Origin of the sequence: Mesorhizobium sp. M0772 (assembly GCF_040320135.1) — a bacterium.
Taxonomy (GTDB): Bacteria; Pseudomonadota; Alphaproteobacteria; order Rhizobiales; family Rhizobiaceae; genus Mesorhizobium.
The window spans coordinates 170,193-190,189 of record NZ_JAMYPB010000002.1 but is presented as its reverse complement, the minus strand read 5'-3'; the positions used below and the strand labels follow the sequence as shown (position 1 = coordinate 190,189).

Here is a 19,997-nt window from a genome sequence, read left to right as displayed (position 1 = left end):
CCGGTCTCGGCTGATGTTCCAGGCGCTTGTCGAATTTCAGCGCTCCATATACCTGGCGCTCGCAGATCAGATAAAGCTGCTGTCAGTTGGCGGTGATTGGCTTGCGTTCCTTGCCTTTCTGCCGATGGGCCTCCTGTTCGGTGCGGCACATGCTCTGACGCCCGGCCACAGTAAGGCTGTCTTGGCGACTTACCTTGCAGGTTCGGATGCGAAGGTTTCGCGCGGCCTCCTGGTGTCGATTACGCTGTCCTTCACTCACGTGGCGACAGCGGTGCTGATCGCCGTATTCTCCCTGCCGCTCGTCTCGATTGCATTGGGCAGCGTTGGACGCGCACCACTGCTTGAGGGTGTGAGTCGCGGTCTGCTCGGGCTGATCGGCGTCTGGATGCTTTGGCGTTCGGTGAGCCACGGCCACCATCACAAGCATGAGGGCGAGGCCGTTGGAGTCATGGCCGGTTTGATTCCGTGCCCGCTGACCCTTTTTGTCATGACCTTCGCGATTTCCAGAGGGGTGCCGGGAGCTGGAATTCTGTTCGCAATCACCATGATGGTGGGCGTGGCCCTAACGCTGTCCAGCGTGGCGGTACTGTCGATCTTGTTTCGGGAGCACCTGGTGCATTTTTTCGACAGCAGGCCACGGCTGTTCGATACCATATCGCGAGCAATCGAAGGCGCAGCGGGCCTTGCCCTCGCCAGCGTAGCGGTCTGGCAACTTACAGCCGGATAGAGCCACAGCTGTCCACAGACCCTCTCCTTTCTTAGGAAAAGGCGATGAGAAGCTGCGGCACGCAAGGCTGCTGGAATTCTGGGAGGATGATGGAAATGGCCGTGCCTAAGAAATAGCGCGCCACCTACGCCTGGATGTACGGCGCCCAAGCGCGCAAGGATGGCAAGGAGCGTGAGGCGCCAGCTTACTGGCAGGAACATGCCGATGCGTGGCTGCAGGGCTTTGACGGTGTGGCGATGGCTGGTTTTGGTAAGACCAAGACCGTCAAAGACGAGATGGAAGCCGAGGTCGACGAAGCCGCCGTCGAGCGGCCCGCCGAATAGCCATTTTGCCGTATGCTGTATGGTCGTTTTTGATTGAAGAAAGGGCTTCGTTGGGCCTATAGAGATTGCGTTTACCATTGCCTTTTTGGGAGGATGCGATGGTTGCAACGCCCATAGAAATCGCTCAAGCCGCTACTGCGACTACGGCCACCTTGCTGAAGTGGCAGAAGTCCATGGAGGAACGCGCCACGTTTCGCCAGAACATGGATCAATCGCGCAGGGCGATACAAGCCTCACGCGATCTGCTGAAGCGCCTTCGCCAACGTCATCGCGACGACATGGCGGAAAGTTCGGAAAATGCCAACCCGTCTACTGCGCCGATATCGCAACGCGCCGGCAGCTAGCGGGAGGCGACCAGAGCCGATGTGATGGGTAAAGTTTCACTGGCCGTTCCTTGGGTGGGCAGGCAAGTTAAACTTTGTCAACGAGCGGCCTTTTTCGCGCTCGCGGAAGCGCCACGTGGCTTTCGACCAGGCGCACGTGCTCGGCGTCGACAGTCACCAATGGCCGGAGGCTGACGGTTACCTTGTCCCCGTCGATGCGTGTGACAGGGCCGATCAATTCCATATGCTGGCCAATTACAGCCTTCGAAGTCGAATCGACAACAGAATGCGGGAAGTCGTAGGAGGGGATCGTCACGCTTATGCGATCGGGCGTCACGCGGCCGCGCACAATCGCCGTGACTGCGACCTCGTCGCCAACTTTGATAGTTCCCCGAGCCATGCCCAAGACTTTGGAGCAGCCGGCGCCAGCGTCAAGATGAGGGGGAGCTAATAAAACCCCTCCGCGCCGCGATGCAACATCCAGCGCTAATGCGGATTCCACCTTGAAAGATCGATTCCCCAGGTCTTATAATCCGTAATTAGCCTGTTGGAGGTGGAGGGAACTGCGATGGGCGGCACAGTTCAGAACACAAACTCAGACAGTGTGGAGTGGCCGAAGCCTGCTGAGAACGGCTGGTCCGCGTTATAGAGAAGGGCAAGGAAGACAGCTGATCGAGCTCGAATCTTATGCCATGGCCTCTGCGGAAGGCCAACGGATCCGTCTAATCTCGAGAAGTTCGGTCGCGAGGCTTTGCCGGTCCTGTCCCATTCCACTGGATGAACTGCGCGACGTACCTTTAGAATTCCAATGCCCCTCCTGTTCACGCCGTATGGTGAGAAGGGGATCCTGGCTGAAAACGATTGCCGGTTTCAAATGCGATAGTTGCAGGTCCAGAGTGCGGATCGGCTACGAAGAGAAGCTGGCCATATTCGAGCGGCACCTTAGAAAGGTGAGCGCCAGCACAAAGTCAGTGAACAACCGCCCTTGTTAGCGACCGCTTTAGAGATCGGGTGCAGTGGGTACACGGGCTTTTCCCCGCTATCCTTTTTTCTCCCGGCCCCGCCACCGTCTATTATCGGCGGCTAGGCCGCTATCACCTTCTGAGCGGGCTAGCGATGGAGTGCCTTGGACGGTGAAAACGATTCCGGCATCCTCAAACGCTTTGCGGATGGCGGCGATGTTGTGGGGACGCGGTTTCCTGTATCCGTTCTCAAAAGCGCTGATCACCATCTCTCTAAGATTGGCCTTGGCGGCAAGTCGCACACGCGGCCAGTTCAGTAGGGCTCGTGCTGCTCTGACTTGATCTGCTGAGAGTACGGTTCGGCTGTCCATAGCCAGTCGAACATTTAGTATCGCTAAACTGTTCCCCTTGACCTTCTGCGATTTCTAACGGTGTGAGGCCGGCCTGTCGCAAGCCGTCATCGATTGTGGCTGCAACCTTTCGGACGGTTGTTACCTCGGCACCAACAAGACGTGCTGCCTGCATTCTTGCTTGGAGATCAGCCAAGCGGGCAACCAGGGCTTGCATCCTCTCGAGTTCAGGGTTCGTCATGTTCATTGTCCAGCTGAGTGGCAATTCGATTTGTCCGGCTGAGTATCGTTTGAATGCACACACTCGCCACCCAAGGGTGGCGAGCGTGGGTTCGTTCGAAATCTCAGTCGTAAACTTTCACGATCTTGCGGGTACCCGGATCGACCAGGACCGTGCGGTTGTCGACCACCACGTAACGGTATTTGACGTTCGGGACCTCGTGGATCTCCACAGTTTCCGGCAGAGCTGTCCCGACGTTCAATTCCACGCCGGGAAGGTTCACCGAAGCCATGGGCTGCTTCTTAACATACTCACGGATGACCGTGTCCTGTTCCGGCTGGATGATAATGTCGTCAGCGGCGGCGGAGCCGATCCCCGCCAAGAGCAACGTGGCTGCGGCGGTGTTCACAAAGTGCATCTTCATATCTTCTCTCCTGCAAGGACCGGCACACGACGACCATCGTCCCGCACTGCCCGGCAACCAACTTTGAACCGGGGTAAACGTTCCCGCCTACGCACCTTTGTCTAATCCGATTGGTCTAAAGTCCGACCGTACAACGCAATGGTCTTACCTTTGGACTAGGCGGAACGGATTAGGGCTTCAGCTTGTTGTTTCTCCACAACGGGAGAGAACAAATGGATCAAAGTGTTGGCCAGGCGCGATGGTTGCTCGCACCGATTTTTGCAACAGCCGTTACCTTTCTGGTAATGGCGGTCGTCCTTAGCTGACATGTCTTGGATCGGCGCAGCCAGGTCCCTTCCTGCGCTGATAGGATTCGCGAGTTGCTTGAGCGGCTGGCAAATCCTCTATTTTACCGTGCGCTGGGCCTGCTCCTTCAGCAGGCGGGGCGCTTCGTTCAGCTCATGTAACTTGGGAGGTTTACTATGGATCGGCGATCCTTTTTGACAGCGATATTTGGCGTTGCAGGGGCAGCAGCCTTTGCAAGCGCGGTCCGGCCTATCAACGCATTGGCCGGTGTTCCAGCGGCAAAAAGCGGCATTCTCGAAGAACTCGACGCGCCAGACGCCTTCGACAACGAAGGTACTCACGCGGAAGTGGAGCCGGTCAACCATCGGCGCTACTACGACCAAGATTACGACCCAGACTACGACCCAGATTACTACCACCGGCGCCGCCGCCGCCGGCGCGGCTGGAGAAGAGTCTGCCGTAGTTACTGGCGACACGGGCGCCGTCGGGTCCGGTGCTATCGCCGACGTGGTCCTTCGGTCGTCTTGCGATTTTAGCTAGTCGGCTGCTTCTGCTCATGGCCCGTTCCGGCTGACGTGCTGAGAACGGGCCGGTGCTGCCTCACGGTGGCTGGCTTCAGTTTTTGTGTGGCACGATGTAGCGACTGCTCACCGCACCCGCCCCTGTGCCCCGCGTGACGACAATCGTGCTATACCCGGCTGGAAGGGAACCTGTAGCGGAGGGATCAATCGAACTGCATCGCCCCACGATCTCCCCGTTGGGAGCGCCCTCGAGCCTCACGGCTAACGCTAACTGGCATGTCTCAAGGGATCCGAACATGGACGGTGATGTATCGAGTGGCTTGCAGACTCCCTGGGCGGGACTGCAAGAAAGCAAAATCATCACAGCTGCAGTTGCCGGATCCATTCGTGAAGCTCCGTTGTTCGACGAGCCTCAACGTGGAATAGCGAGCTTTGTTTCGCAGGTGCTAAAATATGAGTTTTCTGGTCTGGCTCACGGTGGCGGACTTTTCATTGTCACAGCTTTCGCCTCTCAATTGTCGATCCCGAACGGTAAAACAGCCATCCGACGAGACACACCGAGAGGATTGCGATGGCCAGAAGGATGCCGCCGGCAATGTTCACCATCAACATGAAATCCATCGGACCTCTCCCTCTTATATGCCGACAGTCGGAAACTCGTGAAATCAACATGGGTGAACAGGTTGCGAACATGCTGCTACGGTTTTTGCAGAGCCACGGGATGAGACGAGACGGACCAGCACGACAGGGACTAGCTCTCGTCGCAACAAATTGACACACAAGGACTCGACGGAGTCGAACGGCAAGGGCAGGGACGCCATCAAGCGAATTTCAAAACCGGTGCCTTGGCCGACGGGTAATCGCTGATAACATCAAGGTATGCCCTGAGGTGAGGTCACAAGGCAGTGTGCTGGGTGCCGATTGGGCGGGCGGGTTGTATGATGCCCGGCGTATTGGCCGGTTTAGAATGGAAGCTTGATTTCGCCGACCGAGAGAGGCCTACCGGCCGCTATGAGCGCCGCAACCGTCTCTCTGTCCTGTTGCCGGCGCTTCACGAGGCCGTTCAGCACCCTGTCGAGAGATATCGCGCCGGCGCCGGCTAGGGCCAGGACGAACATGTCGCCCGCTTTGGCGAGATCCTTTTCGAAATGCAGCAATTTCACGACCATATCGCATCCGCAGCGCATGAGTTTCTCGATCCCGACCGCGGCAGCACCTTGCGGTAGACAGGTGAGTCAGCCGGCCGCAGGCGGCCGACCGCTCGCCTTCCAGAGGTCCTGGAATGCGCCGACCGACCCCGTCGTGCTCGTCAATGTGTAGGTTTGCAGTGTGGTGTTCCTTCAAGGTCAATCAGCAGCTTATGCATGGAGGACCACGGCAAGCGGCGTTTTATTCCCGGACAGCGCAATTTCTGTCTCGGCAATGTGATTGGTCCGGGCGCCTCGTTTTTTTAACGCTCTTTGGCCCGCAACATCGGCCGTCCAGTTCGGGAATATCGGGGCCTTTCAAGAGGATATTATGAGAGCAGCGACGCGTCGGGCGACGAAGGGGGAAACAACTTCGCAGTCTCGTGCGACAGCGGCAAAGCTGCCTTCCTCAGCAGCGTCGAGTAAGTGGCGGAGCAGGCTTGTGTCCTGTCACTGTAGCCAATTTCCACCCGAGCCGAGAGGAGGCGCCTGGCTCAGCGTCTGCTTGCCGGCATCCTGTGTGGGGCGGGAGCGCGGGGGGCAGTCCAGGCGACCGGCAGGCAACACTCGCGTCTGTCTATCGCGGCGATGGGAGCCTCGTCGAGTTCAGCAGCGTTGTGGAAGCAGTCCGCTGCGCGCGTCAAAACGCTATTGCTAAGCACAATGCCGGGGTGCCCGATGATCGTCGCATTGAGTTCCGGATTGGCATTCACCTGGGTGACGTCGTGCAGGAGCACGATGGCGACCTGATAGGTAGTGGCGTCAACATCGCCGAGGGTATCCGGGTTGCCCGGGCGTAGCGGCTTTGAAGCCGCCGATTATAAGTATTCTCGCCCTGTGGCCGCCGATTCTGCGAATTAAGGATTGGACGAATAGGCATGGGGGAAAAAGGCCGTTATTCTAAGCCTCATTCACCCTCGATGCAGGAATAACGAGATCACGGAGTAGGAAAATCGCATGCTGTGCGGCGGAGGTGCTGACACGGGCGAAATTCACACCCGCTCAACGACAAGCGCCCATCCGCTGTCCCGATGGACGGTGGATAGAGTTTTGGTGCCATGAGCCAAACCCACACATTACAACCGTCATCTATCCGCTTCCCGGTACAGCCGCGGCTCGTGCCGGCGGTCAAGGCGGCGCGTTATCTCCACCTGACGCTGCGGGAATTCATGGAATTGCTGCCCGCGTTGCAGGATCAAGGCTTTCCCAAGGCCTGCCCAATCACCGGCAACTACGACATGGTTGCGATCGACTCCTGGCTCGATCGACGCTCGGGTCTTGCAGGATCGGGATCCGGCGGGCAGTCTAGCATTGACATTGCAAGAGCGAGGCTGGCGACCCTTGGGTAAGATCAAGTTGAAGCACTACGTCATCCGTAAGGGCAGGTACGGCTACTGGCTGCCGACGCCGAAGATGGTCGAAGCTGGCTTCAGATGCATTTCCTGTGGAATCGACGGGCCTGAGGCTGGACGATAGCCAGGGAGTGGGAAGACCGCTGGCAGGAACTCCGCAAGGGCAGGGAGCCGTCGCGCCTGCATGTATGGCCAAAGGATTCCATCGGAGACGCCTTTGCACGCTATCGCCGCATGGATGCATGGAAGCGCAAGCCACCGCGCACCCGCGAGGATTGGGAACGCGGCTGGACCTTCATCGAGCCGTACTTCGCCGACCTGCCGCCAGCCGACATCACCCTCGAGCTGCTCGACGACTGGTATGGCCGTCTGCTCCGGGTCAAAGGTGTCGACATCGCCTACCGTGCCGTAAAGACGTGGCGTTCGCTCTATAATGTCATGGCCGGCATGAAGCTATGCCCGCCCGGCTCCGACCCATCGCAGGCGATCCGCCGCCAGACGCCACCACCGCGCCACCAGACCTGGACGGCAGGCGAGGCGGTGCGCATGGTCAAGGGCGCCTGGCGCGCCGGCTACCGCGGACTGGCCTGCGTCATCGCCGTTGCGTGGGACACGAGCTTCTCACCCGTCGACGTGCGCACGCTCACACCGGCGCAGGCAATGCAGACAGCACAGGAATGGGGTTTTCTGATTGCACGCAGCAAGAGTGGCGAGGCGGCTTTCGGCACGCTGTCGTCACGCACGCAGCGCCTGGTGCTGGCCTATGTCGAATCACTAGGCGTCACCCTGCTTGACGATGCGCCGATCTTTCGCTCGCGCGGTTTCGCGCCGGGCCCGAAGGGCGGCCGGCCGCGCGCCGGCGTGCCTTACACCAAGGATTCTCTGGTCGACGACTTTGCCGATCTGCGCACGCTGGTGTTCGGGACATCGGAGAAGCGGCGGCTGATGGACATGCGGCGTTCCGGCGCGGTCGAGGCAAATGCCGGAGGCGCGTCGGTCGAGGCAATCTCGGCCAAGATGGGCAATTCGATCGACGGGAACAAGGCGCTGCAGAAGACCTATATGCCGGTCAATCTGGCCGCCGTCCGCTCAGCTGACGCCAGCCGCCGCAAGGGCAGAAAGCTGCTTGGCCTGGAACGGAACGAATACAGAAAGTTGAAACTCTCCGCAGAATGAGAGTTGAAACTTTTCAAGGGGCGGTAGCTAACCCCTTGAAATTAATGGCGCGAGTGACGGGGCTCGAACCCGCGACCTCCGGCGTGACAGGCCGGCACTCTAACCAACTGAGCTACACCCGCGCATTGGACGAGCACGTGTCAGCCGTGTTCGTCGTTGGGGCGGTGGATAAGGGGTTCGCCACCGGGTGTCAAGCGCAGCTGGACAGCATAAACGCAAACAGGAGAAGGTTTTTTGACGGGCGCACTTTGCCCGCGAAAACCACTGTGCGGCTAAGCTCGCAGCTGTTCATTTGGCCTTGCGAAGCCGGTTGCGACCGCTTAAAGGTCCGGCCGGAGCGGGCGATTAGCTCAGTTGGTAGAGCGCTTCGTTTACACCGAAGATGTCGGCGGTTCGAGCCCGTCATCGCCCACCACTCAAGCTCTTGATAAATCGGTGCTTGCCCGGAGTTACGGTCTCATATCCGGTTGTACGCGTTGTCGGCATTCTGCTTCCTGGCCTTGTCGCGTTCGAAAGGGGTGACGCAGACCAAGTCGCTCTCGAACGCTTCACGCCAGACGTAGCCGTCGCGGCAGGTGCTGTCGCCGTAAGGTCCGCCGGTCGGCGAACGGTTGTTGCGGGCATTTGCATTCTGGGCCTGCACCTCGCCGTAGTCGGCAGGACTCACGCACACGCTGTCGCCGAAGATCGCCGATCGCCAGACGAATCCTTCCTTGCATCCTTTGGCCTCGATCGCTGCGGGCTCGATAGGCGACGGCAAAGGGGAGGGCCTCGGCCACAACGCCACCGTTGTCCCGCCGATGCCGAGCGCGATCATCGCGGCCAGCCCGTACAGCAGCCAGAGCCTCGGCCGCCGCGCGGCTGGCTTCGCTATCGCCGACGCAATCGCCGCCATATCGTCGTTGAAGCGCTCGTGGCGGACCTCCATGGCTTGACGCTTGGCCAGGTCCTGCAGATCGGGTGGCAAGGCGCTTTTCTTTGGCATGCTGGCGCCGTTGACGAGCACGGGGATGACGCGCACCCCAGCCTGGAGTGCCGTACGGATCTCCTTGCGCACGAAGTCGTCGGGGGACTCCAGCCGAACCTGGCCCTGCTCATCGGTAAGCGCGGCCCACTGCGGCCCCACGATCGCCAGCATGATTTTGCAGCTGGCCAAACTGCGGGCAAGCGCCACCTCAAAGTCATCGCCGGGGTTGAGCTTGTCGACGTCCATGAAGATGGATGCATCAGGAAGCGCGCGGTTCAGATTATCGTAGACGCGGCCCGCCACGCCGGAATCGGTCTGCCGTCGGTAGTTGATGAATACGTCGCCAAGCAAGGCCTGCCTCTTCCCACATGAACGAGAAGGCCCCAAAATAGCATGAGCGGTGACCTCGCAGCTAGTCTGGCGATAGACTGGCCATTACTGCGGGTGCAGTCCGTTTCATGTCTCGCCAGAGGACAAATGCACCGGCCCTTCGCGTCGCACGGTGGACTAAGTACAAGAGGCCATTACGGCGCGTCGCCAAAGCGGAATATACACAAATGTCTTCCGTCTGGACGGCAGCTGCAGAGCAAGTTCGACCCACGCCCGCGACGATCGGCTCCGCCACTTCTTCCTGTTTCGGCTCGCCGATGCGGGCAAGCGTGTACTTGTCGACGTTGTTCGCATACGGCTTCGATATCGGCGTAGGTGCCGTGTCACCGTGCCGCGATAAGGGTTCACAGCGGTCGAGTTGACGATAGCGTTCTCAGCGAAGATGTCGGCGTTCGAGCCCGTCATCGCCCACCGTATCCCGGCCCGCATATCCCGAATGCCGGGCGCGGCCGCAATGAGCCGCACCCGCCGTTCTTTCCCGGCGCGCTAGCCTATCGCTTGACGTAGCAGTTCTTCTTCACGCGGCGGATGGGATCCTCGCCAAAGGCGTCGACGCTGCATGTGACGCCGTTCCTGAATACACCCTGGACGTACTGGCCACGCGCCCCGTATCTCACCACTTTGCGGCCACGGAACTCGCAGAACCGCCCCTCCGAGGCGCAAGCCACCCATCTGCCGCGGCCCTGGCCGTAATCATTATCGCCGTAATTGTCATCATTGCCGTAATTGTCGTCGTCGTTGTCACCATAATCATTACCGCTATCGCGCCTCGCAATATAGCAGGCCTTGTCGCGGCCGGGCGCCGGGTCGCCGAAGACGCGATTCGAGCAAGGCACGGAACGACGATCGAAGAAGCGGGAGGTGGTCTGGCCGCGCGCGCCGTAGACCACTTCCGAGGGGTAGGGCAGGCGGCACGTGCCGCCTTCATCGGCGCATTTCTGCATGCGCTGGGCCGACGCGGTGGCGGGGAAAAGGATAGAAACGAACGAGGCCAGGCCGACCAGGCAAATGAATGTAAACGTCATCCGGATCAAAGCAGTGAAGGTTTTTGACATGATTTTGTCTCCCGTTCGATTCGACCAGCATGGTACAGCTGCCTTGTTAAATGCACGATGAATGAAAGCCCTCGCGGAGGCAGCACAATGATCGACCATCCACGGCGGCTGATGTTACAACTGCTATTGGCATTGGCAATCTCTGGTATTGGGCGCTTCGCCTATGCAGGGAATGCGGGCGACGGCGTCGACCAGCCGGCGGCCAAGGCCGCCTTGCTCAAGGTCTATCCCGGATTGTTCACCATTTCGGGCAATGTACTGACCTGGACCGACGGCACCACGATGGTGTGGGACGACGGCAAGGCGCGCGAAGCCGACGCGCTGCTGGAGAGCCCTGACATCGAAGACATGTTTCGCTATGTCTATCCCGGAGCAGCCGAGGGCGCGCTGGTCCCGGCGGAGGATTTCGATCCCGGCCGTATCCGCAATGAACCTTTCTTCGAGAAGCTCTACGGGGCAAGTGCCGCCGAGGTGGGCAAGCACATCGCCAACGTCAAATGGTTGCCGAAGCTCGGCAAGAAGACCGTGCAGGTCACCAGGATTTTCGGCATCAACGACCGGCTGGGCAAGGTCTCCGCTGCGCTTGAGGCGATGCCCGCGGAGCTGAGCCGTTACGGGCTCAAGCCCGGCGGCGGCTTTGTCTGGCGGCCGATCGCCGGCACCGACCGGTTGAGCGTTCACTCGTTCGGAGCGGCCTTCGATATCAATGTCGGCTTCTCCGACTATTGGTACAACAACAGGAACAAAACCAACCCGAAGGCCCACATTCCCTTCAAGAACCGGATTCCGCTGGAAATCGTGGAATTGTTCGAGAAAAACGGCTTCATCTGGGGCGGGCGCTGGTATCACTACGACACCATGCACTTCGAGTACCGGCCTGAGTTGCTGCTGTACAAGAAATCCGGCTGATCACGGCGGCAGCAGCCGGAAATCCTTGCCTTCGGGCAGCAACTGGCCGCCGTCGACGACGATGGTGGTGCCGGTGATGTAGCTGGCATCGTCGGAGGCGAGGAACAGGAAGGCGTTGGCGACGTCGCGCGGACTGCCGAGGCGTCCGAGCGGGATCGAATCCTCCATGTTCTTGATGTAGGCGGCGCCGCGATGCAGCTCGATCGCTTCGGTCAGGATGTTGCCGGGCTCGACGCCGTTGACGGTGATGCCGTAGCCCGAAAATTCCAGCGCCGCCGAGCGGATGAAGCCGTTGATGCCGGCCTTGCTGGCGGCATAGTGGCCGTGGCCGGGGCTGGTGACGTGCGGACCGGTGATCGACGAGGTGTAGAGCATGCGCCCGTAACCTTGCACCTTCATCGGCGCCAGCGCCGCCAGCGTGGCGTTGAACGTGCCGCGCAGATTGACCGCCATCACCCGGTCCCAGTCGTCCGGGCTGGTGTTTTCGATCAGCTGCCAGGGATAGATGCCGGCATTCTGCACGACGATGTCGAGGCGGCCATGGCGGCTCAGCGCCAGCGCCACCGCAGCTTCTGCATCGGCCATTTGCGAGATGTCGGTGCGAATGAAATCCGCGCCGAGCTCGTCCGCGGTCGCCTGGCCGGCTTCGGCCTCGCTGTCGGCCAGGACCAGCCTTGCGCCTTCCTCGGCAAAGCGCAGCGCAATGCCCTTGCCGATGCCGCGCGCGCTGCCGACGATAAGCGCGACCTTGTCTTGCAGCCGTCCGGTCATGTGAGCTGTCCTGTCATGCGAGTCTTTGGCGAATGGTTTGCTTGAAGGCGTCGAGCAGCACGGCGGCGAGCACCAGCAGGCCATGGATCACCTGGGTGAAATTGGCCGGCAGGCCCATCAGGTTGATTGCCGTGTTGATGGAGGAGAGCAGCAGCACGCCGGCATAGACGCCGGGCAAGGTGCCGACACCGCCTTTCAGGCTGACGCCGCCGATGACGACCGCGGCAAAGGCGTTGAACAACAGCCCGGTGCCGAGATTGGCGGTGGCGCCCGAGGTGCGGATGGCGAGCAGCCAGCCGGCGAGGCCGGCAATGGCGCCGGCAAGTACGAAGGCGATGATCAGATTGCGGTTGACGCGGATGCCGGCGCGGAAGGTCGCGGTCTCGTTGCCGCCGATCATCACGAGGTGGCGGCCGAACGGCGTCTTGGCCATGATCAGCGAGAACAGGACGAAACAGGCGACGGCGATCCAGGCGGTCAGCGGCAGGCCCGCCAGCCGCTGGATGCCGAACCAGCGGATGGCCGGCGCCAGATCCTGTGCCGAGCGGCCGCCGGAAATCACCAGAACCAGGCCGCGCACCCAGATGTAGGACGCCAGCGTGATGATGAAGGCGCTCATCTTCACCTTGACCACGAGATAGCCGTTGAAGACGCCGATGAGGCCACCGACGGCCAGCGCAACGAGCAGCGAAACGGGAACCATCAGCCATTGCGGATTGAGCTGTATGCCCATGCCGATGCCCGATGAGCAGAACAGGATGCCGACCGCCATGGCGCTGAGCGCGGCCACCGATTCCACCGACAGGTCCATATGGCCGGCAATGATGACCAGCGACAGGCCGATCGACATCACGCCGAGAACGCTCGAGGCCTCGATGATGTTGGCGAAGATGCCGAGCTGGAAGTAGTTCGGGACGAAGATGGAAAAGACAACCAGCACAAAGATCAGCATGAACCAGACGAGGTTGTCGAGGACGAACTCCAGGGCTTTGCGGCTGCGCGGGTTCATGGGCTGATCCGGTTGGCGCCCCCGAGAAAATCAGGCTGAAATCAACTCGATTTCGTCGGGTTCAGGCGCGGGTTTAGGTTCGCCACGGTGTCCTGGGACGCGGCGTCGTGAATGGGCAGGCTCCGGGCCGCAATGGCCCGGAGCGCTTCGCTAGGCGACTATTCGACAGACTTGATCGTGTCCGTCGGCGGCTTCTGGTTGCCCCAGAAGGCCGGATTGTCGACGTTTTCCTTGGTGATGGCGGCGCCCGGGATCTTGATGTTGGGGCCCCAGCTCTCCTTGGTCACGGTCGACTTCAAGCCGAGCACGTCATACTCGCCAGGCTTGATTTCCTGCTTGCCGGCGATCTTGTCCATGAACATCGCCACGGCCGCGGCCTGCGCATAGAGCGGCTGCTCGACTTCGACATTGAGCCAGCCCTTGCGGATCAGGTCGAGACCGACCGGAGCGCCGTTCGAGCTCATCAGCAGAACGTCGCCCGGCTTCTTGCCGGCGGCCTCGAGCGAGGCGACGGCTGCGACCGACAGGTGCGCGGCATGGCTGAAGATCAGGTCGATGTCGGGGTTGGCGAGCATCTGGTCGGCAACGATCGTGCCGGCGTTGCTGGCTTCCCATTGCATGGCCGGCAGCGAGATGATCTTGACGTCAGGAAACGCCTTCAACTTCTCCTCGAAACCCTTCTGGATGTCGAGCGTGTAGGGATCGCCGGGATCGCCGAGCACCTGCAGGATCTTGCCCTTCACCGAACCGTTCTTGGCGGTCAGAAGCTTTTGCGCCTGCTCGGCGGCGACGTAGCCGATCTCGACCGTGCCCGCCACCGAGGTGAAATCGGACGGGGTCGAGGTGATCTGGCGGTCGAACTCGACCACCGGGATGCCGGCTGCACGCGCCGCTTCGATGGACGGCTTCAGCGCGTTGAAATCGACGGCGGCCAGGATGATCGCCGCCGGCTTCAGCGCAATGACGTCGTTCATCTGCGATTGCTGCGCGTCGGTCTTGTTGTCGGCGTTGAGTGTTTTCACCTCATAGCCGACCTGCTTGAGGAACAGCTCCAGCGCGCTCACCGAGCCGGTCTGGAATTCATCGAGCAGGGTCGGGACCATATAATAGACGGTGCCCTTGGTCTGGGACATTGCCGGCGTGAGCGAGGCAAGAGCCAGTGCCAGGATACCGAAGACAAGAACCAGTATTCGCTTCATGTCGTTCGCTCCTCTTTTATACCGGACCCCTCTTTTGTCCCTCAACCTGCCGGTCCGGCACCGGCAAGCGTCTCACCGGTGATCATGTTGATCACCGCATCGGGACTTGTTTTGTTGCGCGCGACATCGCCGGCCACGACGCCTTGCCGGATCACCACGATCCGGTCGGCTACCTGAAAAGCCTGTTGCATGATGTGGGTGATGATGACGACGCCGATGCCCTGGTTGGCCACCTGGCGGATCATCTCGAGGCCGCGCCTGGTCTGCTCGACGCCGAGGGCGGCGAACGGCTCGTCAAGCAGCACCAGCTTGCCGCCCCAGTGCACGAAGCGGTTGAGCTCGATGGCCTGGCGTTGGCCGCCCGAGAGATGCTCGACATTGGTGCGCAGCGACGGGATGCGGGTGCCGGCACTTGCCAGCGCCTTGCCGACGACGGCCTCCATGGCGCGCTCGTCGAGGATGGGGACACCGAGAACCTTGCGGGTGATTTCGCGGCCCATGAAGAAATTGGCGACGACGTCGACATTGGTGCAGAGCGACAGGTCCTGGTAGACGGTCTCTATGCCGGCAGCCTTGGCCTCGGCCGGCGTCTTCGCCAGAAACTCCTTGCCCTCGAACAGCATGCGGCCGGAGCTCGGCTCGAGGCCGCCGGCAATGATCTTGACCAGCGTCGACTTGCCGGCGCCGTTGTCACCGAGCAGCGCCACGACTTCGCCCTTGCCGATCGAGAAGCTGATGCCCCTCAGCGCATGGATGGCGCCGTAATTCTTGGTGACGTTTTCGAGTACCAGCAGCGGTTCGGTCATGCCGCCACTCCCTTGCTGTGCATGAGGTCGGACCGGCGCTCGCGCTCGGCAATGAACATCTGGCCGAAGCGCGGCGACAGCACGCCCGAAACGGCCAATGCGGCAGCGCCGCGCAGCACCGAATGCTTGCCGCCGGTCGCCACCGTCACGCGCGGTGTCTTGCGGTCGCGCCGCGCCGAGACCGAATTGGGAAGCTGTCCCGCCGCGCCGACCAGCTTTTCGAGCAGGTCGGTGGGCGCAAGCCCGCCGAGGATGACGGTTTCCGGGTCGAACACATTCTCGATGGTGACGATGGCGTTGCGGAAGATCGGCGCGATCTCGGCCACCCAGGCGGCGTCGCTGATGTTGCGGCGGCGACGTGCTTCGAGCGAGAGATACCGTTCGAGGCAGCCGCTGTTGCCGCATGGGCAAGGCTCGCCGCCGGGAACGGCAGGGATGTGTCCGATTTCGCCGGCATTGCCCCAGGCGCCGCGCATCACCGCGCCGTCATGCACGATGACGCCGCCGAGGCCGACGCCGAAATAGAGGTAGTAGTATTCGGAATAACCGGAGCCGAGACCGTAAAGCCGTTCGCCCATGGCCGCCGCCGCCATGTCGGTTTCGAAGAAGGCCGGCAGCCCGGTCGACGCCGCCAGCCGTTCCGGCAGCGCGACATCCTTCCAGCCGGCCATGGTCGTCGGGCCGACGAAGCTCATCGACTCCACGCCGAACGGTCCAGGCAGCGCCATGCCGATGCCGAGCACGCGTCCGCCGGGCCGCAGCGCGGTCAGCTCGGGCACCATCGCGCCGATCAGCTCGAAGGCATGGTCGGGCGTCGCATGCGGCGCCTCGCGATGCATGCTCTCGATGACATCGCCGCTGAGATTGATGAGCGCCGCGTCGATCCCCAGCGGGGTGAGGTGGACGCCGACGGCATAGCCGCCCTCGGGGTTGATCCTGAGCGTCGCCGGCGGCAACCCGCGTCCGCGCGGCTCTTCGCGCAGCGACAGCACATAGCCATGCTCTTCGAGTTCGCGAACGATGGTCGATACGGTCTGGACGGTGAGGCCAACGCGGCCGGCAATGTCGCCGCGAGCTATGGGACCGTGAAGGCGGATGGACTCCAGCACGATGCGCCGGTTGTAAGGCCGCCCGAACTCCTGATTGGTTCCCCGCAGTGCCATGTCCCGCGCCCTTTAGGAAGGCTAAGACTTGCACAGGCAATTTATTCAGTCAAATGGAATTCAAAAATAATTCGGAATGGTTCCCAGACGCGGTGCAGGACCTGTCCCATGCGCCGCGCTGGCCGATTGCAGCCGGGCTGAAACCACCGCAATGGTGAATGACGTCAGGCGGGCGCGGGGCTCGCCCGACCAGTGATCCAGCAGGAAAACCGATGATCGAATTGCCTTTTGCGCGCGATGAGTACCAGCGGCGGCTCAAGAAGATCCGCGCCGAGATGGCGGCGCGTGGGCTGGAACTGCTGGTCGTCAACGATGTCGCCAACCAGCATTACATCACCGGCTATGACGGCTGGTCGTTCTACACGCCGCAGGTCGTGCTTGTCCCGATCGAAAACGAGGCCGAGCCGGTCTGGATCGGCCGCATTATGGATGCGGCAGGCGGCTTGCTGACGGCCTGGATGAAGCCGGAGAATGTGGTCGGCTTCCCCGAGGACCACGTGCAGCGCGCCGATCGCCATCCGATGGACTGGATAGCGGCCTGGATCGTCGCCAAGGGCTGGGGCGCGAGACATATCGGCATCGAGCTCGAAGCCTATTATTTCTCGCCGAAGGCGCATGCCCGGCTCGTCGCCGGCCTGCCCAATGCGAAATGGCACGACGCCGATCTGCTGGTGAACTGGATCCGCGCCGTCAAATCCGCGCCCGAAATTGCTTATCTGCGCAAGGCGTCGACACTTGCCGAATCGGCGGTTTCGCGGGCCTTCGAAGTCATCGCGCCAGGCGTGCGCGAATGCGATGCGATTGCCGCGATCCAGGCGGCGCAGATTGCCGGCAGTCCGGACTTCGCCGGCGACATCACGGCGCTTCCGCCGACCATCCTCGGCGGCGAGAATGCATCGGCTCCGCACATCATGTGGAGTGACCGGCGGTTCGGAAAGGACGAGACGATTGCGCTCGAACTTGCCGGCGTCTGCCGCCGCTATGCCGCCGGGCTCGCCCGAACGATGCAGCTCGGCAAGACGCCGGCCCGTGTCGCCGACACCGCAAAGGCGGTGATCGACGGCATGGATGCGGTGCTCGACGCGGTCAGACCGGGGACCACAGCCGAAGCGGTCGAGGCCGCTTGGCGCAAGGTTATCCAACGCTACGGACTGAAGAAGGAATCGCGCATCGGCTATTCCATCGGCGTCGCCTATCCCCCGGATTGGGGCGAGCACACGATCAGCCTGCGGCCCGGCGACAAGACCGCGCTGCAACCCGGCAATGTCGTGCACTCCATTCTTGGCATGTGGATGGATGGCTGGGGCATCGAGATCAGCGAGACCATTCTGGTGACCGAGACCGGCCATGAGACGCTGACCAAATTCCCGCGAGACATCCACGTCAAATCGTGACCGGTCAGCCACGACGGACGCCACCGCGACCCGCCTGACGCATCTGCTCAATATTGGATCGTCCGGCGCTCGATCAGCACCACAAGACAAAACAGGACGATCGACAGGCCCGATGACAGCACATCGCCGCGTAGAGGCGGTCCGACTGGTAGTTGAAGGACGCCTGGATGATCAGCGCGCCAAGTCCTTGGTCGGAGCCGATCCATTCGCCGACAACGGCGCCGATCACGGCGGTGGCCGAGGCAATCCTCAGCGATGAGAACAGCATCGGCAAAGCGCGCGGCAGCCGCAGGCTCCAAAACACTTCTGGGCGCGTGCCTCAGAGGGTTTCCAGCTTGCAGAAACTTCACGCCGCAGGGCGTGAGTCAACGATCACGACGCCGGAGCACGCGATGTCGGATTGCCAAACAACAGGATGGTACAACGGGTGAAGGAGGCGGGGGCGTGCAACCAGCCGCCTGGCTTGACCCTACAGATACTGCTCGACCTTCTTGCCCACGGTCAGGAAGCGCAGCGGGTCGATGGCTTCGCCATTGTGGCGGACCTCGTAGTGCAGGTGCGGGCCGGTCGAGCGGCCGCTGCTGCCGGTCTTGCCGATGATGTCGCCGGCCGCGAGTTTTTGGCCGACGGCAACGTCGATCTCGCTCAGATGGCCGTAGCGCGTGGCAAAGCCGTTGCCGTGATCGACCTCGACCATGCGGCCATATCCGCCGTTCCAGCCGGCCTTGGTGACGATTCCGGCCGCGGTGACCTTGGCCGCCATGCCGACCGGCGCGCGGAAATCCATGCCCGAGTGCAGGGCAGCGGTGCCGAGGATGGGGTCGGTGCGCACGCCGAACGGGCTGGTGACGGAGTGGCCCGGCGCCGGGTTGGCGAGCGGCAGCCGCCGCGCCTCTTTCTTCAACTGGTCGAGCGTATCCAGCGCCTCGTCCAGTTCCTTGACCTTGCTGTCGAACATCATCGAGCTGTCAAGCGGGATCAGCGGTCCGCCGACATCGCTTTCGTTCTTGCCGAAATCACTGTCGACCGGCAGACCGGCGGCTTCCAGCGCCTGGGTGATGGCATCGGCGTTCTTGTAGGCGTTGTCGGCCAAGGTTTCGATGCGGGTGAGCTGCTGGCTCTCGATGTTCTTCAGCGATTCGTTGATTGTGACGAACAGTTTGTCGGCACGGTCGGCAGCCGTTTCGCTGGGCAGCGGATCGGAACGTGTCGACCACAGCGAGAATGGCCTCGTGTCGCCCGAACCAAGGCTGGCGACCGAATAGGCGAGTGGCTCGCCGCCGGTCAATTCGGCATGCTCGTCGGGTTTTGCCGCCACATCCGCGGCGGCCGGCGTGCCGACTTCGTTTTCGGCCCGCTCGAGAATCGGGCCGAGGCGGCCATGGCGCTGGCTGAGCTGGCTCTGCCGCTCGATCAATTCGCTGACCTTGGTTTCCATCAGTTTTTGGTCGAGAAGCTGGCGGCTGGTGATGCGGTCGACCTGCGCGCGCAATGCGGAAATGCGATCTTCATAGGCCTGCTGCATGCGCGCCTGCCGGGCCGTGGTGGCGCCGATCAGATCGTCGCGCAGTACGAGATAGGAGGTCGCCAAGAGATAGCCGATGGCGATCGCCGCCAGTGCCGAGCCGAGAAAGGCGACGAGCCACGGCCGGATGGTGAAATGCCGTATTTCATTGCCCCGCGCAATGATGACCGTATGCGGCTCCTTGCGCCTGCCGAAGACCGCTGACTGACCGGTTAGGTTCACGGGACCAAGCTTTCGTTACGACACCAACGAAGCCCGATTACACATTATTAGGGTTAACAAAGTTTTGCCGTCGCGGGCGCGCTAGTGACCAACGGTGTCAGCCAACCGCATATATGTCTTATGCCCCTAATGCACTGCGCGGCGTTGGCCAGATCGGTGGCGCCTCAGAGCGCGCGGACCGCCTCCAGCACTGCTTCGGCATGGCCTTTCACCCGGACCTTGCGCCAGATCCCGGCGATCCGCCCGTCCTTGCCGATCAGGAACGTCGCCCGCTCGACGCCCATATAGTTGCGGCCATACATCGTCTTCTCGACCCACAGATTGTAGGCCTCGATCACCTTGCGCTCCTCGTCGGCAACCAGGTCGACGGTGAGATCGTATTTGGTTTTGAACTTGTCGTGCTTCTTCACGCTGTCCGGCGACAGGCCGATCACCACGGCGCCGGCCTTTTCGAACTCCGGCTTCAGCTGCGAAAAGCTGATCGCCTCATTGGTACAACTTGTGGTGTCGTCCTGCGGATAGAAATAAAGTACAATGGGCTTCCCCCGCATCGAGGCAAGGCTGATCGAGCCGCCGCCGTCGCGCGGAAGATCGAATTGCGGCGCAACGTCGCCAACGTCGAGATCAGCCATATCGATGCCCTTGTTTGAGGTTACGCGGCCCTAAATCAAAGAGATAGAGCATGATGTCTGGACAAACGGAAACCGTTTGTCCGAGAAAACCGCCTCACACTTTTC

19 protein-coding genes, 2 tRNA genes and 3 pseudogenes are annotated in these 19,997 nt (G+C 61.5%); 9 read left to right on the top strand and 15 right to left on the bottom strand.

Annotated features, from left to right (window positions below):
- Positions 1-13 precede the first annotated feature (13 nt).
- From NKI06_RS02400 to NKI06_RS02390, 3 genes are all read left to right on the top strand, one after another.
- Positions 14-727 (top strand): HoxN/HupN/NixA family nickel/cobalt transporter, encoded by a 714-nt coding sequence (locus tag NKI06_RS02400; protein WP_023690239.1) that lies wholly within the window; start codon positions 14-16, stop codon positions 725-727.
- 134 nt (positions 728-861) lie between these two features.
- Positions 862-1,050 carry a hypothetical protein gene (locus tag NKI06_RS02395; protein WP_023699951.1) on the top strand — a complete coding sequence of 63 codons (189 nt, stop codon included), beginning with the start codon at positions 862-864 and terminating at the stop codon, positions 1,048-1,050.
- A gap of 98 nt (positions 1,051-1,148) precedes the next feature.
- The gene (locus NKI06_RS02390) at positions 1,149-1,394 is read left to right on the top strand and encodes a hypothetical protein (RefSeq protein WP_023723634.1); all 246 of its coding nucleotides are present in this window, start codon (positions 1,149-1,151) and stop codon (positions 1,392-1,394) included.
- 1,018 nt (positions 1,395-2,412) lie between these two features.
- Here the strand turns inward: NKI06_RS02390 and NKI06_RS02385 are convergent.
- The 4 genes and pseudogenes from NKI06_RS02385 to NKI06_RS02370 form a co-directional block, all read right to left on the bottom strand.
- Entirely contained in the window at positions 2,413-2,706 is a 294-nt protein-coding gene (locus tag NKI06_RS02385) for a helix-turn-helix domain-containing protein (protein ID WP_352983813.1), read from the bottom strand.
- Positions 2,707-3,029: 323 nt separating this feature from the next.
- On the bottom strand, positions 3,030-3,329 hold the full coding sequence (locus tag NKI06_RS02380; RefSeq protein WP_352983810.1) for a DUF1236 domain-containing protein: 300 nt from the start codon (positions 3,327-3,329) through the stop codon (positions 3,030-3,032).
- A 1,301-nt stretch (positions 3,330-4,630) separates the two neighbouring features.
- A complete protein-coding gene (locus tag NKI06_RS02375) occupies positions 4,631-4,756 on the bottom strand; it encodes a hypothetical protein (RefSeq protein WP_023690236.1) in 126 nt (41 codons plus the stop codon).
- Positions 4,757-5,097: 341 nt separating this feature from the next.
- A pseudogene (locus NKI06_RS02370) lies at positions 5,098-5,295 on the bottom strand (DoxX family protein); the annotation flags it as partial.
- Between the two features lie 611 nt (positions 5,296-5,906).
- On the opposite strand from NKI06_RS02370, the pseudogene NKI06_RS02365 reads away from it, so the two are divergent.
- The 3 genes and pseudogenes from NKI06_RS02365 to NKI06_RS02355 form a co-directional block, all read left to right on the top strand.
- Positions 5,907-6,119, top strand: a pseudogene (locus NKI06_RS02365) (nucleotidyl cyclase domain-containing protein); the annotation flags it as partial.
- A gap of 261 nt (positions 6,120-6,380) precedes the next feature.
- Positions 6,381-6,671, top strand: a complete 291-nt coding sequence (locus NKI06_RS02360; RefSeq protein WP_023690232.1) for a hypothetical protein — start codon at positions 6,381-6,383, stop codon at positions 6,669-6,671.
- Between the two features lie 237 nt (positions 6,672-6,908).
- Positions 6,909-7,850, top strand: coding sequence for a site-specific integrase (locus NKI06_RS02355; RefSeq protein ID WP_023669149.1), 942 nt, complete (start codon positions 6,909-6,911; stop codon positions 7,848-7,850).
- A 45-nt stretch (positions 7,851-7,895) separates the two neighbouring features.
- On the opposite strand, the gene NKI06_RS02350 is transcribed toward NKI06_RS02355, so the two are convergent.
- Positions 7,896-7,972 (bottom strand) — tRNA-Asp (locus NKI06_RS02350).
- A 217-nt stretch (positions 7,973-8,189) separates the two neighbouring features.
- Here NKI06_RS02350 and NKI06_RS02345 point away from each other — a divergent pair.
- A tRNA-Val gene (locus NKI06_RS02345) sits at positions 8,190-8,265 on the top strand.
- A gap of 42 nt (positions 8,266-8,307) precedes the next feature.
- Here the strand turns inward: NKI06_RS02345 and NKI06_RS02340 are convergent.
- Positions 8,308-9,168, bottom strand: coding sequence for a toll/interleukin-1 receptor domain-containing protein (locus NKI06_RS02340; RefSeq protein WP_023739412.1), 861 nt, complete (start codon positions 9,166-9,168; stop codon positions 8,308-8,310).
- Positions 9,169-9,698: 530 nt separating this feature from the next.
- Positions 9,699-10,262 carry a hypothetical protein gene (locus NKI06_RS02335; protein WP_352983806.1) on the bottom strand — a complete coding sequence of 188 codons (564 nt, stop codon included), beginning with the start codon at positions 10,260-10,262 and terminating at the stop codon, positions 9,699-9,701.
- 87 nt (positions 10,263-10,349) lie between these two features.
- Between NKI06_RS02335 and NKI06_RS02330 the strand changes: the two genes are divergently transcribed.
- Positions 10,350-11,171, top strand: coding sequence for a M15 family metallopeptidase (locus NKI06_RS02330; protein ID WP_352511300.1), 822 nt, complete (start codon positions 10,350-10,352; stop codon positions 11,169-11,171).
- On the opposite strand, the gene NKI06_RS02325 is transcribed toward NKI06_RS02330, so the two are convergent.
- The 5 genes from NKI06_RS02325 to NKI06_RS02305 form a co-directional block, all read right to left on the bottom strand.
- Positions 11,172-11,942 carry an SDR family oxidoreductase gene (locus NKI06_RS02325; RefSeq protein WP_023690227.1) on the bottom strand — a complete coding sequence of 257 codons (771 nt, stop codon included), beginning with the start codon at positions 11,940-11,942 and terminating at the stop codon, positions 11,172-11,174.
- Positions 11,943-11,955: 13 nt separating this feature from the next.
- Positions 11,956-12,951 carry an ABC transporter permease gene (locus NKI06_RS02320; protein ID WP_352624528.1) on the bottom strand — a complete coding sequence of 332 codons (996 nt, stop codon included), beginning with the start codon at positions 12,949-12,951 and terminating at the stop codon, positions 11,956-11,958.
- Between the two features lie 158 nt (positions 12,952-13,109).
- Positions 13,110-14,150, bottom strand: a complete 1,041-nt coding sequence (locus tag NKI06_RS02315) for a sugar ABC transporter substrate-binding protein (RefSeq protein ID WP_352624530.1) — start codon at positions 14,148-14,150, stop codon at positions 13,110-13,112.
- A gap of 41 nt (positions 14,151-14,191) precedes the next feature.
- Positions 14,192-14,956 carry an ATP-binding cassette domain-containing protein gene (locus NKI06_RS02310; protein WP_023669142.1) on the bottom strand — a complete coding sequence of 255 codons (765 nt, stop codon included), beginning with the start codon at positions 14,954-14,956 and terminating at the stop codon, positions 14,192-14,194.
- Complete coding sequence (locus NKI06_RS02305; RefSeq protein WP_023694099.1) at positions 14,953-16,119, bottom strand: ROK family transcriptional regulator; 1,167 nt, start codon at positions 16,117-16,119, stop codon at positions 14,953-14,955. Before NKI06_RS02305 ends, NKI06_RS02310 begins: the two co-directional genes overlap by 4 nt.
- A gap of 212 nt (positions 16,120-16,331) precedes the next feature.
- Between NKI06_RS02305 and NKI06_RS02300 the strand changes: the two genes are divergently transcribed.
- Complete coding sequence (locus NKI06_RS02300; RefSeq protein WP_352983801.1) at positions 16,332-17,513, top strand: M24 family metallopeptidase; 1,182 nt, start codon at positions 16,332-16,334, stop codon at positions 17,511-17,513.
- A gap of 47 nt (positions 17,514-17,560) precedes the next feature.
- Here NKI06_RS02300 and NKI06_RS02295 read toward each other — a convergent pair.
- The 3 genes and pseudogenes from NKI06_RS02295 to NKI06_RS02285 all read right to left on the bottom strand — a co-directional run.
- Positions 17,561-17,820: pseudogene (locus NKI06_RS02295) on the bottom strand (ABC transporter permease); the annotation flags it as partial.
- 162 nt (positions 17,821-17,982) lie between these two features.
- Positions 17,983-19,260, bottom strand: coding sequence for a M23 family metallopeptidase (locus NKI06_RS02290; RefSeq protein ID WP_352983799.1), 1,278 nt, complete (start codon positions 19,258-19,260; stop codon positions 17,983-17,985).
- 164 nt (positions 19,261-19,424) lie between these two features.
- Positions 19,425-19,892 carry a peroxiredoxin gene (locus NKI06_RS02285; protein ID WP_023822410.1) on the bottom strand — a complete coding sequence of 156 codons (468 nt, stop codon included), beginning with the start codon at positions 19,890-19,892 and terminating at the stop codon, positions 19,425-19,427.
- Positions 19,893-19,997: the final 105 nt, after the last annotated feature.